Here is a 14,101-nt window from a genome sequence, read left to right on the forward strand (position 1 = left end):
CAACAGGGTGAGGATCTTCTTGGCACTGACCGTGATACGGCACGTGGTCATACAAGCGGCTCCAGGACGTCGGCGAACGACGCCGACAGACAACGTCAATGTGTCCCGAACCTACCCCTCGCATGGTTAATAAATGCTGATTTGCCGTGCCATTATGATTTGCGCCACAATCGCCATGCTCAGAGCGCGGCCGTACTAAACCGATGCGGCGCTTAAAGCTTTGGTTACGGCAATCTGGGCTTATTGCTAATGATTTGTTGATTCCAAGAACGAGTTTTGAACCGTGACGAATTCCTCAAGCGTGCCGCCTGCAGACGACATCGACCTGGGAAGTCTTGGGTCCGCGCTATGGCGCGCGAAGGGGCGGATTATTGCGCTGTCGCTGCTGGCCGGGGCGATCACGTTCATCGCCCTGTCGATGATGCGTCCGCTCTACACGTCCGAAGCGCGCATCCTCGTTCAGAATGAGGAAACGGCGTTCACGCGCCCGACGAACGAACAGTCGGCGGCGAACTATCGCGTAACCCTCGATGAACAGGCGGTCCAAAGCCAAGTCCAGGTTCTGAATTCGCGCGATCTTATTCTGCAGGTCGTGAGAGATCTCGATCTCACACAGAACGCCGCCTTTCTCCGTGACGCAGGGGGCTCGCCGATCGGCCGGCTGCTCAGAGCCATAGGCCTCGGCGGCTCGACGCAGGAATCGCTGGAAGAACGGGCCGCGAATGCCGTGGCGGAACATCTGGATGTGTTTCAGCTATCGAACTCGTCCGTGATCGCGATCGAGTACAGCTCCGGCGATCCGCAGCTCGCCGCGCAGATCGCCAACAAATTGGCGGATGTCTACATCGGCTGGCAGCGCGATGCGAAAATCGAGCAGACCAAGGATGCGACCGCCTGGCTCGACGCGCAGATCAAGGCCCTGCGCAAGGCGACGGCCGAATCCGAGGCCGCGGTGGAGACGTTCAAGGCTTCGGAGGGGCTGTACGCCGGAAGCAACAACATTACCCTGAACGCTCAGCAGCTCTCCGAGCTCAATAGCCAGTTGATCCTGGCGGAAGCGCAAGAATCGGAGGCTCAGGCCCGCGCCAAGCTGATCAAGCAGATGCTGGCGACCAGCGGCGACATCGACGCGACCCCCGAAGTGCTGAACTCGCAGTTGGTGATCAATCTGATCGAGCAACGGGTTTTGGTGCAGCGCCAACTCGCGGAACTGTCGGCAACGTTGCTGCCGTCCCACCCGCGCATTCAACAGCTGAGATCGGAACTGGCCGATGTGCGCGCGCAGATCCGCTCGGAAGCAAAGAAAGTGGTCCAAAGCCTGGAGAATCTGGCGCAGATCGCTGCGGCCCGTGAGGCCTCCTTGCGGGCAAGCCTCGACGCCGCGAAGAGCCGGACCTCGGGTCAATCCGAGGCGGAGGTCAAGCTTCGCGCCCTCGAGCGTGAGGCGAAGGCGAACCGGGACCTGCTGGAATCGTATCTCGCACGCTATCGCGACGCGTCGGCGCGTCACGACGTCGGCGCCGTGCCCGCGCAAGCGGCGATCGTCTCGCGTGCCCACGCCTCTGTCTTGCCGTCCTTCCCGCGGCGCGGACCGATCACGCTTTTGGTCATAGCCGCGACCGCGCTGCTGTCCATCGGGACGGTGCTTGCGAAGACGATCATCGTCAGTGGCGCGCCCCAACGGCGGGAAAGACCGTCGGACTTCTATGGGGAAGAGGAAGAGGAACTCGTCCCCAGCGAACCCGAGTATATGTCACGCGCCGAAATGCTGGCCCTCAGCAGAATGAATGCGCCGCGGCAAAAGCCGGCTCAGCCGCAGCCCGCGCGACCTAAGCCCTCGCAAGGAAAACCTGCGGCCACCGGTGCCAAGCCGATCATCGAGAATCGGCGGTTGTCCGAAACACGCGGGAAACCCAAAGCAAAGCATCGGCCCTCCCAGCCGCCGCACGGCTCCTCAAAACCAGAGACAACGAGCGGCCCGCAAACGGCCGCAAAGCCTGCCGAGGCGGTCGCGCCCAAACAGCCTGAGCCTGCAAGCGAGGTTGCACCGGCGTCGGCGAAGGCAGACGTCGAGACTAAAGCGGCCACACCCGAGAAAACCGCAGAGACGCCGAAGCCGGACGTGACCCAGAAAAAACGTCAGAGATCCGTATGGCGCGCTACGAAGCCCGCCAAGCGGCCGTCATGGCTCGCGGTCAGCGAACCTCGAAGCGCTACGCTCGACACCCCGGAGGAAGCCCCGCCAGAAGCAACAAAGCCCGACACGCTGTCTGCCGATGCGCAGGTGCAGCCCCCAGAGACAGCGCCTGCTGAAAAGACCGAATTGCAGACGGCATCCGCCGACGAAACGCCGGAACGCGCAGAGGCGCCGACGGAAGGAGGCACGAGCGCGGGCGTTCTCGCAGCCCTAGCGGCGCCCGCCGCAGCCATTGCCGCCAAAGCTGCGATGTCCGAATCGGAGAAGAGATCGAGCCCCGACAAGGGACCCGCAGGCGACAAACCGGCTGGCGAAGGAGCGGAAAACAATGCTGCTTCGAAGCCCGAGCAACCGGCTTCGCCGTCGACGGATTTCGTTCAACGGATGCGTCGAGACGCGATCAAGCGGAGCGAAGCGGAAGAGGCGACCACATCCGCCAAACGCCGGGCCGCTGGATTGTTCGGCCGCTTGCGCGGGAAACCGACCAAAGAAAAGACGACAGGGGCCGCTGAAGAGTCAGCGCTTACCGCGAAAGCGGCGCAAGACGCCAGTGCACCACAATATGAAAACGAGAGTGAGATGGCAGCCCTCAGTCCCAACGACCTGCGCCATTACCTGACGCAACGGATCGCGGCATCCGATGAGAATGAAGAACTGGAGACGCAGGCTGTCGTCGAGCCGGATGTCGAGGCCCTGGGGCCCGTCATGGGATCGCTCCACGAAGTCGTGGGCACGGTACTGAAGAGTTCGACCGGCGGTCTTCCCCGTGCGTTGCTTGTCGCCGGAACATCTGTGCGTTCGCCGTCACCACAGGCGGCCATCGGTATCGCGCGGGATCTCGCGAGCCGTAATGAGCAGGTCGCGCTCGTGGATCTTGCGAAGGGTGCGGCCGTTGTTTCCGGGCGCCTGAATATGCCGCGGGTACCCGGCTTTTCCGATCTTGCGGTAGGCGCAGTGGATTTTGCCGATGTCGTGAATCTCGACGACGGATCGACGCTGCAGGTCATTCCCGCGGGCAATCCGACCCTCAATGACGGATACGACGCCCCGGACAAGTTCATGCGCGTTTTCGAGGCGCTGACGCAGACCTATGACTGCGTGGTCTTGCATGCCGACATGGCGGCGATCGACAGCCTGATGCCGGCGCTCAAGTTCGAACTTCCCGTCGCTGTCGCGGTCCTGCCGCCACGGGCGACGCCGGAAGAGGAACGCGACCCGCTCGCGATCATTCAGCGTCTGGGATGTCCGATCGTCGTTCACGGCACGCCCATGAAGCACAGGCAGCGACGCTTCTCACTGTTCGGCCGTAAGGTCGCGGTCTAGCGAACGCATGCCGCGCAGCGCAGAACGCCATTATCTTTTCGAGATCTGGAGAGTGACCCGGGTGGCCAGCGCGTCTTAGGTGTGGCTGCCCTTGATCGTTTTGCGCACCGTTTGAGCCAAGGCCCAGAGCCGCGGATTGGACTTGATCTTGCGCTTCAGGGCGCTCTTGACCGTAAAGGGCAAGGTCACGGCAAGTCCCTGAGGCTTCAGCGCGAGATAGCTGTCGAACAGAGAATAGATCTCGTTGCTCCATTCCGATTTGTGCCGCGCCGCCCCCACACCCAGGTCGAAATAGGCGAGGCCGTCATTGCATGCCTCTTCGATTTCGTGACGCAGAAGCTGTGCACCCGGCGACTGGCGCTGGAAGGGGCTGTCCGCCAACGAGGACAAGAGAACGTTCACTCGGTTGTGGACGACCGTGCCTGAGAAGGTGGCGAGGATCTCGTCGTTCAACGCGACATAACCGAGCCGCAAGCGGCTTGGACTGTCTTCGGGGAGCATGACCAGGGCCGCGTAAAAGGCGCGCGCCTCTTGTGTGAAGATGTCCGTCACCCCCATGGCGGCAAACTGGATCGCCTTTTGGGCAAAGAACGTCTCGAGCACGTCGCGCTTTTCCTGCTTGCTCTCGGCCCAGCCATACTTGAGGGTGCCGGCTTCCCAGAGCCGCCGTTCCTTACGTAGAAGGCCCTGTCGGGCTCGCTTCTTGAACCGCTCGCGATAGAGCGTCTCGAAGTCACCGAGCCGAATCGCGAAGCCGCTGTTGGGCGCAGGCTGGTGCGAGAGCAGAGCAAATGGATTGGCGATGCCGTCCCAAGAAAAAGGCTGTGCCTCAAACGCCGCAACCGACGCCCCCGACCACCGGCCGACTTCATTGAGGATGCGGGATATGTCCGTCTTCGTCAGCGCTGCCGCGAACGCGGGACGAAACACACCGAACAGGTAGTTGGCGTGCTCCTGACTAAGCCAACTCAGTACCGTCAGCCCGCCGACCTTCTTGGCCTCGAACGGCAGTAGAAATTGGACTTGTCCGTCGGCATCATATCCCACCGCAATAACGGGGGCCCGGCCTTGCGCGGCGAGCATATGCACCGACCAGGCACGCGCCCAGTCGAAGGTCTGCGCGCTGGTGCAAGTCACCGCGGTCTCGATTTCGCGCCACTCCGAAGCGACGGTTTGAAGATCGGAGGTGATCTTCATGGAGACCGGCCCTGCGGACGTGCTGAAAGAGATCTCGCCGCCCCCAGCCGCGTCCATGCCCGAAATGTCTGCGCTGGACCGAGTCAAAGTCATCGAACCCATCGATTGAATCCCATCGTGCCAGTCTAGTAGATAGCGGAGAACAAGCCTTGCCCCCCGGCAATTCTTTCTCAAGGAACCAGCGTCAGACTGGCCGAGACGATGCGCGGACAATGGCAGGGCGAGGTTAACGGTTGATGCTCGGAAAAGGTGGAAAAAACCATGGCCAAGGGTAAAGCCGCCGTCATGCGGGCCGCGCTCACCGGCCTCCATCGTACGGGAGCCGGCCGTTTGCTTGCGCCTTTCACCCAAGGCCAAGGCCTCATCTTCATGCTCCATCGGGTCAAACCCGAAACAGGTGTCCCACGGGAGTTCGCGCCCAATCGCATTCTGGAAGTCAGCCCGGAGTTTCTGGGCGACGTACTAGACCAGGTTCTGGAAGCGGGGCTCGACATCGTCACGCTCGATGAGGCGGCCGAACGTCTCACGCATGGGGAAGGAGGCCGCTTTGCCTGCTTCACGTTCGACGACGGGTACCGGGACAACAAGGAATATGCCTTGCCGCTATTCCAGGCCCGCAACGTGCCGTTTACGCTCTACATTCCAACAGCCTATCCAAGCGGCCATGGCGAACTGTGGTGGGTCGCGCTGGAAGAAGCCATCGACAGGGCGCCCGACGAGGTCTCGATCGACCGCGACGGCGACACTTGGCGGCTTCCCACCGGGACGGACGCGGACAAGATCCGCACGTATGAAAAGATCTACTGGTGGCTGCGCGCACTGCCGGAAGAGACCATGCGCGCCAAGATTCGCGAGCTTGCCGAACGGCACGGCGTCGACCTCTCGAAACAATGCCGCGATCTCATCATGACGTGGGACGAGTTACGCGACATGGCGTCGGATCCTCTGGTCACGATGGGCGCTCATACCAAGGATCATTTGGCACTCGCGAAGCTCCCGGAGAAAGAAGCGCTGGCGCAGATCGTGGAAAGCGCCGACCGCATTGAAGCCGAGCTCGGGGAGCGGCCGGTGCATTTCGCCTATCCCTACGGCGATCCGGGCAGCGCGGGCCCACGGGATTTCGCGCTCACCGAAGGCGCCGGCTTCCGCACGGCGGTGACCACGCGCAAAGGCATGCTCTTCCCCGCCCACAAGGATCATCTGACGGCGCTGCCGCGGGTGTCGCTGAACGGCGAATTCCAGGACCTGTCCTACACGGCCCTGTATCTGACCGGCGCACCCTTCGCCATCTGGAACGGGTTTCAGCAGGTGGACGCCGCTTAGCGGAGGCGGTTCTCGACGCCCTTAGTCGGGACGGGCCATCCACCGGATGAGCAGCGCCGCGGGGGCGACCCATAGAAGCCCCGCAACCAGGAAATAGAGGAACTGGAAGACGCTGTTCGCCTCGGCAATGCGCCCGGATCCGATTGCCGCCGCAACCGCGATATAGACGAGCAGAAAGACCAACAGCACGACCGTGCCGACGAGCTTGCGCACGTGCCCGCTCATGACGTCGCACCCCGCAGCGCCGGTGCGGCCCGGCCATTGAGTTCCTGCCGAGAGCCCGCTATCACCGCGTCCATGAGTATTTCCGGCACGCAGCCCAGCACGCAGTCCATGGCAGCAGCATTCGAGACCGAAGAAATGCCGCCGCGGCATGTCCGGGCGCTGCGCTTGTGGCTGTCGTTCGTTGCGCTGCTCATCGTCGCCATGATCCTCGTTGGGGGCGCCACGCGCCTCACCGATTCCGGCCTGTCCATCACCGAATGGCAGCCGATCGTCGGCGCCATACCGCCTTTATCCGACGCCGATTGGCAAGAGGCATTCGACGCCTACAAACAGATCCCCGAATATTCCCAGGTCAATCAGGGCATGGACCTGCAAGGGTTCAAGTCGATCTACTGGTGGGAGTGGGCGCATCGCTTTCTGGGCCGCTTTATCGGGCTCGTCTTCTTCGTGCCGTTCGTCGCCTTCTGGCTCGCGGGCTATATCCCGCGGCCCTTGCTGCCGCGTCTGCTCGGTCTCTTCGTCCTCGGAGGACTGCAGGGCGCCCTCGGCTGGTACATGGTCAAGAGCGGGCTCGTGGACCGGATCGACGTGAGCCAATACCGGCTGGCGGCTCATTTCGGCGTCGCCGTCCTGATTTTCGGCTACACGCTGTGGCTCATCCTCGGGCTCGGACGGACTGAGCGACAAGGAGCCGTCGCGAGAACGCCGGCGATCGTTGCAGGCATTATCCTGCTCCTGGTGTTTCTGCAGCTTCTGGCCGGCGCTCTCGTCGCCGGCATCGACGGCGGCATGGGCTTCAACACCTGGCCGCTGATGAACGGAGCCGTCATTCCGGCGGGGCTCGGCGCCGCGGAGCCGTGGTACCTCAATCTCTTCGAGAACCCGCTGACGGTGCAATTCGACCATCGCATCCTGGGGTACGCAGTGGTTCTTACAGCCGTGCTCCAAGCCCTGTGGCTGGCGCGTAAACCCGATGCCGCCGGCCTGCGGGCGAGCGCAACGGCGCTCGCACTTCTGTCGCTGCTGCAGGTCGTGCTCGGAATCTGGACCTTGCTCAGCTTCGTGCCGATTGAACTCGGCCTTGCCCACCAGGCAGGCGCGATCGCGGTCTTTGCGGCCGCGCTCTACCATTTCTGGCGGTGTGTGGCGGGCGAGGCGGCGGCACGCCGTCAGACGGCCGCGAGCGCCTGATCCAGATCGGCAATGATGTCGTCGACGTCCTCGAGCCCGATCGACAACCGCACCACATCGGCACCCGCACCGGCACGCTCGCGTGCTTCGTCCCCGAGCTGACGATGGGTCGTCGAGGCCGGATGGATGATGAGACTGCGCGTATCGCCGATATTGGCGAGATGGCTAAACATCTCCACCTTGCCGACGAGGGCGATGCCGGCCTCATAGCCGCCCTTGAGCCCGAACGTGAACACGGCGCCGGCGCCTTTCGGCGCGTAGCGCTGGGCAAGAGCATGGAAGTTGTTGCCGGGAAGGCCGGCGTAGTTCACCCAGGCCACCTTGTCGTGACCAGCTAGCCATTCCGCCACCTGCTTGGCGTTGTCGCAGTGCCGCTGCATCCGCAAGGGCAATGTCTCGATCCCGTTGAGAATGAGGAAGGCGTTCATGGGCGAGATCGCAGGGCCAAGATCGCGTAGCCCGAGCACCCGGCAAGCGATCGCGAATGCAAAGTTCCCGAACGTCTCGCCGAGCGTCATGCCGTGATAGCTGGCGCACGGCGCCGAGAGCGACGGATAGCGGTCGCTCGCCATCCAGTCGAACGTGCCGCAGTCGACGATGACGCCGCCGACGGAATTGCCGTGGCCGCCGAGAAACTTGGTGAGCGAGTGCACGACGATGTCGGCGCCGTACTCTTTCGGCTGCGTGAGGTAGGGCGTTGCAAGCGTATTGTCGACGATGAACGGAATGCCGGCCTCTTTGGCCACGGCCGAAACCGCTTCGAGATCGGTGACGATACCGCCCGGATTTGCGATCGACTCCACGAAGATCGCCCGGGTCTTAGGGGTGATGGCCGCGCGGAAAGACTCCGCGTCCGTGGTGTCGGCCCATTTGACGTGCCAACCGAACTTCTTGAAGGCCTCGCCGAATTGATTCATCGAGCCGCCATAGAGTTGACGCGCGGCCACGAACTCGGCGCCCGGCTCCATGAGCGTGTGGAAGACGATGGCTTGCGCGGCGTGACCGGACGCGACAGCGAGGGCGGCCGTGCCCGCCTCGAGGGCCGCCACGCGCTCTTCGAGAACCGCCTGGGTGGGGTTCATGATCCGGGAGTAGATATTGCCGAAGGTCTCGAGATTGAACAGCGCGGCGGCATGATCCGCATCGTCGAAGACATAGGAGGTCGTCTGATAGATGGGCGTCACGCGTGCGCCCGTCGAAGCGTCCGGGTGTGCACCGGCGTGAATGGCGAGTGTGTTGAATCCAGGGGTACGCTCTTCGGACATTGTTTCCTCCCACGATCTGCCGATCTAACCGTCGAACTTTTGCGAGCCTGGCGACCTTAGGGGATCAAGCCACGCGCGTCTTGTGTTTTACAGCGACGAACGCATTCGCGTGTCGCGCTAGTTGTCATCGCGCAAAGCTCTCTGCTGTCCGCCTTTCGCCGACAGGACAGGCCGCTTGCTCGACAACGTGCGGGAGTTAACCCCGGCCCAACCGATCTCGCCGGACAGCCGGCCGTATTCGATCTTCGGGCAGCGATCCATGACCACCTTGAGACCGGCATCCTCGGCAAGTCGCGCGGCCGCGTCGTTGCGCACGCCGATTTGCATCCAGACCACTTTGGCGCCGATGCGAATGGCGTCTTCGGTGATGCCAAGCGCCGCTTCGGAGTTGCGGAAGATGTCGACCACGTCCACGGGCCTGTCGATATCTCCGAGCGATGCGCTGACGGTTCGGTCCACGACTGACTGTCCGCCGAGACCCGGATTCACCGGGATCACCTCGTAACCCTTGGACAAAAGATACTTCATCACGAAGTAGCTCGGCCGCGTCGTTTTCGCACTCGCGCCGACCACGGCGAATGTCCGGTGGTTCAGGAGAATGTCGCGAATGTAGGTGTCCGGATAGCTGTCGTGGTTCATTACTATTGCGCGTGTATATTGCCTATACACCCGTATGGAGTGTATACAGTCTCTTGGGGGATGAGAGCATGAAACTCTATTCCATTACCAAGAACACAGTACGCGCCTACGTCATCGCTTATTTCGCGCGTGGGCGCCGCATGCCCACGCCGGGCATGAACGCGAGACGGGCCTACGGCTATTCGGATAGAGCGTGGGCAGAAGTCGCAAACGACATAAACAAATACGGCTGGATGGACCAGCTCGGCGTCTTGTTGGATGCCCATGAGATGGCGCCGCTAAAGACGGTCGAAGAGATCGCGGATCTCATTTGGTCGAAACGCTCTGCCAAGACGAAGAGTGGCGGCACGCGAACCCGAAAAGCAGTTCGATCGACGCAAACGGCAAAGCGAACGTCACGCGCCGCCAAATCGCGGCGCAAGCGGCCCACCCATCGCAAAACGATCACGCGCAATGCAGCGGCCCGCAAGAAAACCGTGCGGACGCGCCGTAAGCAGAGCTGACGAGGGAGAACGCGGCAACGAGGGGCACGACGATCGAGTTCGCCGGTCTGCCAATAGGGGGGTGGGACAATGGCAAGAGGACTGTTTGGCGCCATTCTGAGCGCCGCAATCGGTTTCATGGGCATTGGAGGCGCCGCCGCTCAAAGCACGGGGACAGAACCGCTGCACCTGTCGGATGCACCGGATGACGTGGGACAGTCACTGAGTACCGGAGCGCTCGCGTCCTGGTTTGGGGGAGACTGCGCAGGAACGATCCTGCTCCGGCGATCCAAGGACGCGATCGGTAGCATCATCTCGCCGACGTGTTTCGAGGATGCCCAGGGCGCGCAGTTCGCATGGGCAGACGACGCGATATCGAACTCCGAGGTTTGGTCCGCGCAAGGAATCGTCGCGGCGCGGCTGATGCATCGCGGTCAGACGCAGCGATACAGCCCTTACGTCCAGAACCTCGCGTTCGCGCCTTACGCTTACTTCGACCGGGTCGCGAGCGGGGGCAGTGTGGTCGACGGCATCGACAATCTCGCTTACGGGGCCGTGTTTGAACTCTCCGTTGCGAACGTCTTGGGGGCGACGCACTACTTCGACATCGATGCCGAAGTGGTTTCCAGCTTCGACGGCGCCGCGAAGAACTGGTCCGTGGGCGCCGAATGGCAACCCATCGGCTATCTGCGCCATGGCCGGACGTTCCTCCGCTATTTCGGTCAGCCAATGGCCTTGGGGCGCAATTTCCTATGGACGATCACCCCGAAGGTTTACGGGGAGTACGTCTCGGAAATGTCGGATGCCGCCGAGCAGCCGATCTTCGCGGACCGGGACGAGGCCTTGCGGATAGGCCCGACTGTCACTGTCAATCTCTACGGCCTCAAGGAGTTCGAGGACGTTCCGTGGTGGGCCCAACGGTTCAGCCTGGAAGTCACCTATGGCTGGCTCTACGACACACTTTCCGAACTGGACTACGAGCTGTTGGACTCGTCGGTCACGATGGCTCTCGACGAAAAAGGGCATCTCGGTCTCACGCTGAGCTACCGCAAGGGCCAACTTATCGAGACAGGACAGGACGTGGACTTGGCGAAGCTAGGACTGTCGCTCAGCTACTAGTAGCGGCTAGCGGGGCCAGTTCGGCGTACGCTTCTCGAGGAACGCGCCGATGCCTTCTTCGGCTTCGGCATCGAGCATGTTCTCGACCATCACCGAGGCGGTGTAGCGGTAGGCTTCGTCGAGCGGCATCTCGGCCTGGCGGTAGAACGCTTCCTTGCCCGTCTTCAGCGTACGGCCGGGCTTGCTTGCGATCGTGCGGCCGAAGGCGACGGCCTCGTTCACAACCCGGTCCGCGGCGACCACACGGTTCAAGAGCCCGAGCCGCATGGCATCCTCAGCGCCGACCATCTCGCCCAGAAGCAGCATCTCCATGGCCGCCTTGCGCGAAAGATTGCGGCTCAGCGCCACCATGGGTGTCGAGCAGAACAGGCCGATATTCACGCCGGGCGTTGCGAAGCGGGCATCGATGGCGGCGACGGCAAGGTCGCAGGTCGCTACGAGCTGGCAGCCGGCCGCGGTCGCAATCCCGGTCACCGCGGCGATGACGGGCTTCGGCAGGCGCACGATGGCCAGCAGCATCTCAGCGCAAGTCCGCATGGTCTCTTCGTAGAAGGCCCGGCCCTTGTCAGGGTCGTTGCGGTGGGCGGTGAGCTCTTTGAGGTCGTGGCCGGACGAGAAGGCGGGTCCAGCGCCCGTCAGCACGACAGCGCGGACGCTATCGGTCTCTGCTGCCTCGGCGAGGCCCCCGCGCACAGCCGTCATGAGATCCATCGACAGGCAATTACGGGCCTTAGGCCGATTGAGCGTCAGCACCCGAACCGCGTCCTGGTCTTCGCTCAATAGGATGTTCTCGTCGTCGCTCATCGGGACCCCGGATCGCTCTTTGGATTTGTCGCCAACTCGCTTACACCAACTGGCCGAAAACACACGTAAATTCAGTCGTCTTCGTCACGGTAGTTAAATACCACACAACTACTATATTGATTTTGCGTAGATAATTTAATCCGCTTGACCGCTCTGAATCCACCCGTTAGAAGCGCCAATCTTTCGGTTGAGACGCAAGAGTGACGCGAACCATGAAAACCTTTTCCGCCACGCCCACGGACATTGAAAAGTCCTGGGTCCTGATCGACGCCAGCGGCCTTGTGGTGGGCCGACTCGCGGCGCTTATCGCGACGCGGCTGCGCGGCAAGCATAAGCCCGGCTACACGCCTCATATGGACGATGGCGACAACATCATCGTCATCAACGCCGGCGACGTGATCTTCTCGGGCAACAAGCGCGCCGACAAGACCTATTACTGGCACACCGGCTACCCGGGCGGCATCAAGAGCCGCACCGCCGAGAAGGTCCTGGACGGAAAGCATCCGGAGCGCGTGCTGCACAAGGCCGTCGAGCGCATGCTCCCGCGCGGCCCGCTGGCCCGCCAGCAGCTCAAGAACCTCAAAGTCTATGCGGGCCCCGAGCATCCCCACGAGGCGCAGAACCCCGTGCCGCTGGATGTCGCCGCCCTGAACACGAAGAACGCAAGGAGCGTCTAGGAGCCATGAGCGAAACCAACACGCTAGAAGATCTGGCTCAGCTGCAGACCGAAGGCGACGCCCCGGCTGCCGAGCGCGTCTATGAGCGCAAGGTCGATTCCCTCGGCCGCGCCTACGCCACCGGCAAGCGCAAAGACGCCGTCGCTCGTGTCTGGGTGAAGCAGGGCCCCGGCAACATCACCGTGAACGGCAAGGACCACACGGCCTATTTTGCCCGCCCGGTGCTTCAGATGATCCTGAAGCAGCCTCTGGTGACGGCTGCCCGCGACGGACAGATCGACGTGGTCTGCACGGTTTCCGGCGGCGGTCTCTCGGGCCAGGCCGGTGCGGTGCGTCACGGCATTTCCAAGGCGCTCACCCATTTCGAGCCGGAGCTGCGTTCCGTTCTCAAGAGGGCCGGCTTCCTGACCCGGGATGCCCGTACGGTCGAGCGTAAGAAGTACGGTAAGGCCAAGGCCCGCCGCAGCTTCCAGTTCTCCAAGCGCTAGTAACTCTCACGCTTGTTCTGAATTGTTGCGGGAGAGGGGCGCTGCCTCTCTCCCGTTTTTCGTTTTGAGCCGTCGAATCCCGCCCGAGGCGGGTCAACATTTCCGGGGTCGGACATGACCAGCACACAGACGATCCGGGCCGCCGTGCTCGGCGCTTCCGGGTATACCGGCGCCGATCTGATCCGGCTCGCGGCCAGACATCCCAGTATCGAAATCACAGCCTTGATCGCGAAGGCCCATGCGGGCCAGCCGCTCGCCAAGGTCTATCCGCACTTCGCGAGCCTCGACCTGCCGGCACTCGTGACGGCGGACGAAGTCGACTGGGATAACGTGGACGTGGCCTTTTGCGGGCTGCCCCACGGTACGGCCCATAACGAGATCGCCAAGCTCCCCGACAGCGTCAAAGTCGTCGACATGTCCGCCGATTTCCGTCTGCGGGATCTCGGCACCTACGCCGAGTGGTACGGTGCCGAGCATGGCGCCCCCGAGTTGGCGGAGGGCGCGGTCTACGGGCTGACCGAACACTATCGCGACGCCATCGCAGAGGCCCGTCTCGTCGCCTGTCCGGGCTGCTATCCCACGGCGGTACTCCTGGCGCTTCTGCCTTTGTCCAAGTCCGGTCTCATCGCGGCCGACGGCATCATCATCGATGCCAAGTCGGGCGTCTCCGGCGCGGGCCGCTCATTGAAACAGAACATTCTGTTCTCCGAGGCGGGAGAGGGGCTGTCGCCTTACGGCGTCGGCACGCATCGCCATGTCCCGGAGATCGAGCAGGAACTCGGCGCCGCAGCCGGTAAGTCCGTGACCGTGAACTTCACGCCCCATCTCGTCCCCATGACGCGAGGCGAGCTGTGCACCTGCTACGTCCAGCTTGCAGACGGCACCTCCGCGGACGATGTCCGGGAGGGCTTGGCGAAGGCCTATGCGGAAAGCCCATTCGTGCGCGTGGTCGAGGAGGGCGTCATTCCGGCGACACAACACGTGCGCGGTTCGAACTACTGCCACATCGGCGTCTTCGCCGACCGCATTCCGGGGCGGGCGATCGTGATTTCGACGATCGACAATCTGGTGAAGGGATCGGCCGGCCAGGCGCTTCAGAACTTCAATCTGATGTACGGCCTGGACGAAACGACCGCGCTGGAACAGTTGCCTCTGTTCCCGTAGACGCGAC

General features: G+C 62.7%; 13 protein-coding genes. 8 read left to right on the top strand and 5 right to left on the bottom strand.

Features of this window, described 5'->3' with window-relative positions:
• Positions 1-283 precede the first annotated feature (283 nt).
• The gene (locus AUC70_RS09510) at positions 284-3,520 is read left to right on the top strand and encodes a Wzz/FepE/Etk N-terminal domain-containing protein (RefSeq protein ID WP_083241458.1); all 3,237 of its coding nucleotides are present in this window, start codon (positions 284-286) and stop codon (positions 3,518-3,520) included.
• Positions 3,521-3,595: 75 nt separating this feature from the next.
• On the opposite strand, the gene AUC70_RS09515 is transcribed toward AUC70_RS09510, so the two are convergent.
• Positions 3,596-4,717, bottom strand: coding sequence for a GNAT family N-acetyltransferase (locus AUC70_RS09515; RefSeq protein ID WP_069444666.1), 1,122 nt, complete (start codon positions 4,715-4,717; stop codon positions 3,596-3,598).
• A gap of 261 nt (positions 4,718-4,978) precedes the next feature.
• On the opposite strand from AUC70_RS09515, the gene AUC70_RS09520 reads away from it, so the two are divergent.
• The gene (locus AUC70_RS09520) at positions 4,979-6,040 is read left to right on the top strand and encodes a polysaccharide deacetylase family protein (protein WP_069444667.1); all 1,062 of its coding nucleotides are present in this window, start codon (positions 4,979-4,981) and stop codon (positions 6,038-6,040) included.
• 21 nt (positions 6,041-6,061) lie between these two features.
• On the opposite strand, the gene AUC70_RS09525 is transcribed toward AUC70_RS09520, so the two are convergent.
• Positions 6,062-6,265, bottom strand: a complete 204-nt coding sequence (locus tag AUC70_RS09525) for a DUF2842 domain-containing protein (RefSeq protein WP_069444668.1) — start codon at positions 6,263-6,265, stop codon at positions 6,062-6,064.
• Between the two features lie 108 nt (positions 6,266-6,373).
• Between AUC70_RS09525 and AUC70_RS09530 the strand changes: the two genes are divergently transcribed.
• A complete protein-coding gene (locus tag AUC70_RS09530; protein ID WP_069445079.1) occupies positions 6,374-7,456 on the top strand; it encodes a COX15/CtaA family protein in 1,083 nt (360 codons plus the stop codon).
• Here the strand turns inward: AUC70_RS09530 and AUC70_RS09535 are convergent.
• Both AUC70_RS09535 and AUC70_RS09540 read right to left on the bottom strand, forming a co-directional pair.
• On the bottom strand, positions 7,435-8,721 hold the full coding sequence (locus tag AUC70_RS09535) for an O-acetylhomoserine aminocarboxypropyltransferase (RefSeq protein ID WP_069444669.1): 1,287 nt from the start codon (positions 8,719-8,721) through the stop codon (positions 7,435-7,437). The two genes, AUC70_RS09530 and AUC70_RS09535, sit on opposite strands and share 22 nt — an antisense overlap.
• Positions 8,722-8,838: 117 nt before the next feature.
• The gene (locus AUC70_RS09540) at positions 8,839-9,360 is read right to left on the bottom strand and encodes a CoA-binding protein (RefSeq protein ID WP_069444670.1); all 522 of its coding nucleotides are present in this window, start codon (positions 9,358-9,360) and stop codon (positions 8,839-8,841) included.
• Between the two features lie 68 nt (positions 9,361-9,428).
• Between AUC70_RS09540 and AUC70_RS09545 the strand changes: the two genes are divergently transcribed.
• Positions 9,429-9,863 carry a hypothetical protein gene (locus AUC70_RS09545; protein ID WP_069444671.1) on the top strand — a complete coding sequence of 145 codons (435 nt, stop codon included), beginning with the start codon at positions 9,429-9,431 and terminating at the stop codon, positions 9,861-9,863.
• 69 nt (positions 9,864-9,932) lie between these two features.
• Positions 9,933-10,961 (top strand): hypothetical protein, encoded by a 1,029-nt coding sequence (locus AUC70_RS09550; RefSeq protein WP_069444672.1) that lies wholly within the window; start codon positions 9,933-9,935, stop codon positions 10,959-10,961.
• 6 nt (positions 10,962-10,967) lie between these two features.
• Here the strand turns inward: AUC70_RS09550 and AUC70_RS09555 are convergent, their stop codons facing one another.
• On the bottom strand, positions 10,968-11,765 hold the full coding sequence (locus AUC70_RS09555; RefSeq protein ID WP_069444673.1) for an enoyl-CoA hydratase: 798 nt from the start codon (positions 11,763-11,765) through the stop codon (positions 10,968-10,970).
• 212 nt (positions 11,766-11,977) lie between these two features.
• On the opposite strand from AUC70_RS09555, the gene rplM reads away from it, so the two are divergent.
• The 3 genes from rplM to argC all read left to right on the top strand — a co-directional run bounded on the left by rplM (position 11,978) and on the right by argC (position 14,094).
• The gene (gene rplM / locus AUC70_RS09560; RefSeq protein WP_069444674.1) at positions 11,978-12,442 is read left to right on the top strand and encodes a 50S ribosomal protein L13; all 465 of its coding nucleotides are present in this window, start codon (positions 11,978-11,980) and stop codon (positions 12,440-12,442) included.
• Between the two features lie 5 nt (positions 12,443-12,447).
• A complete protein-coding gene (rpsI, locus tag AUC70_RS09565) occupies positions 12,448-12,930 on the top strand; it encodes a 30S ribosomal protein S9 (RefSeq protein ID WP_069444675.1) in 483 nt (160 codons plus the stop codon).
• A gap of 114 nt (positions 12,931-13,044) precedes the next feature.
• On the top strand, positions 13,045-14,094 hold the full coding sequence (gene argC / locus AUC70_RS09570; protein WP_069444676.1) for an N-acetyl-gamma-glutamyl-phosphate reductase: 1,050 nt from the start codon (positions 13,045-13,047) through the stop codon (positions 14,092-14,094).
• The last annotated feature ends 7 nt before the right edge of the window (positions 14,095-14,101 follow it).

This window comes from Methyloceanibacter stevinii, from assembly GCF_001723355.1.
Lineage (GTDB): Bacteria > Pseudomonadota > Alphaproteobacteria > Rhizobiales > Methyloligellaceae > Methyloceanibacter > Methyloceanibacter stevinii.

Excerpts from the sequence above, each read along its gene's own strand:
- AUC70_RS09555 (WP_069444673.1), bottom strand. The coding sequence starts at position 11,765 with ATGAGCGACGACGAGAACATCCTATTGAGCGAAGACCAGGACGCGGTT.
- AUC70_RS09535 (WP_069444669.1), bottom strand. The coding sequence starts at position 8,721 with ATGTCCGAAGAGCGTACCCCTGGATTCAACACACTCGCCATTCACGCC.
- AUC70_RS09520 (WP_069444667.1), top strand. The coding sequence starts at position 4,979 with ATGGCCAAGGGTAAAGCCGCCGTCATGCGGGCCGCGCTCACCGGCCTC.
- AUC70_RS09545 (WP_069444671.1), top strand. The coding sequence starts at position 9,429 with ATGAAACTCTATTCCATTACCAAGAACACAGTACGCGCCTACGTCATC.
- rpsI (WP_069444675.1), top strand. The coding sequence starts at position 12,448 with ATGAGCGAAACCAACACGCTAGAAGATCTGGCTCAGCTGCAGACCGAA.
- AUC70_RS09515 (WP_069444666.1), bottom strand. The coding sequence starts at position 4,717 with ATGAAGATCACCTCCGATCTTCAAACCGTCGCTTCGGAGTGGCGCGAA.
- argC (WP_069444676.1), top strand. The coding sequence starts at position 13,045 with ATGACCAGCACACAGACGATCCGGGCCGCCGTGCTCGGCGCTTCCGGG.
- AUC70_RS09525 (WP_069444668.1), bottom strand. The coding sequence starts at position 6,265 with ATGAGCGGGCACGTGCGCAAGCTCGTCGGCACGGTCGTGCTGTTGGTC.
- AUC70_RS09530 (WP_069445079.1), top strand. The coding sequence starts at position 6,374 with ATGGCAGCAGCATTCGAGACCGAAGAAATGCCGCCGCGGCATGTCCGG.
- AUC70_RS09550 (WP_069444672.1), top strand. The coding sequence starts at position 9,933 with ATGGCAAGAGGACTGTTTGGCGCCATTCTGAGCGCCGCAATCGGTTTC.
- AUC70_RS09540 (WP_069444670.1), bottom strand. The coding sequence starts at position 9,360 with ATGAACCACGACAGCTATCCGGACACCTACATTCGCGACATTCTCCTG.
- rplM (WP_069444674.1), top strand. The coding sequence starts at position 11,978 with ATGAAAACCTTTTCCGCCACGCCCACGGACATTGAAAAGTCCTGGGTC.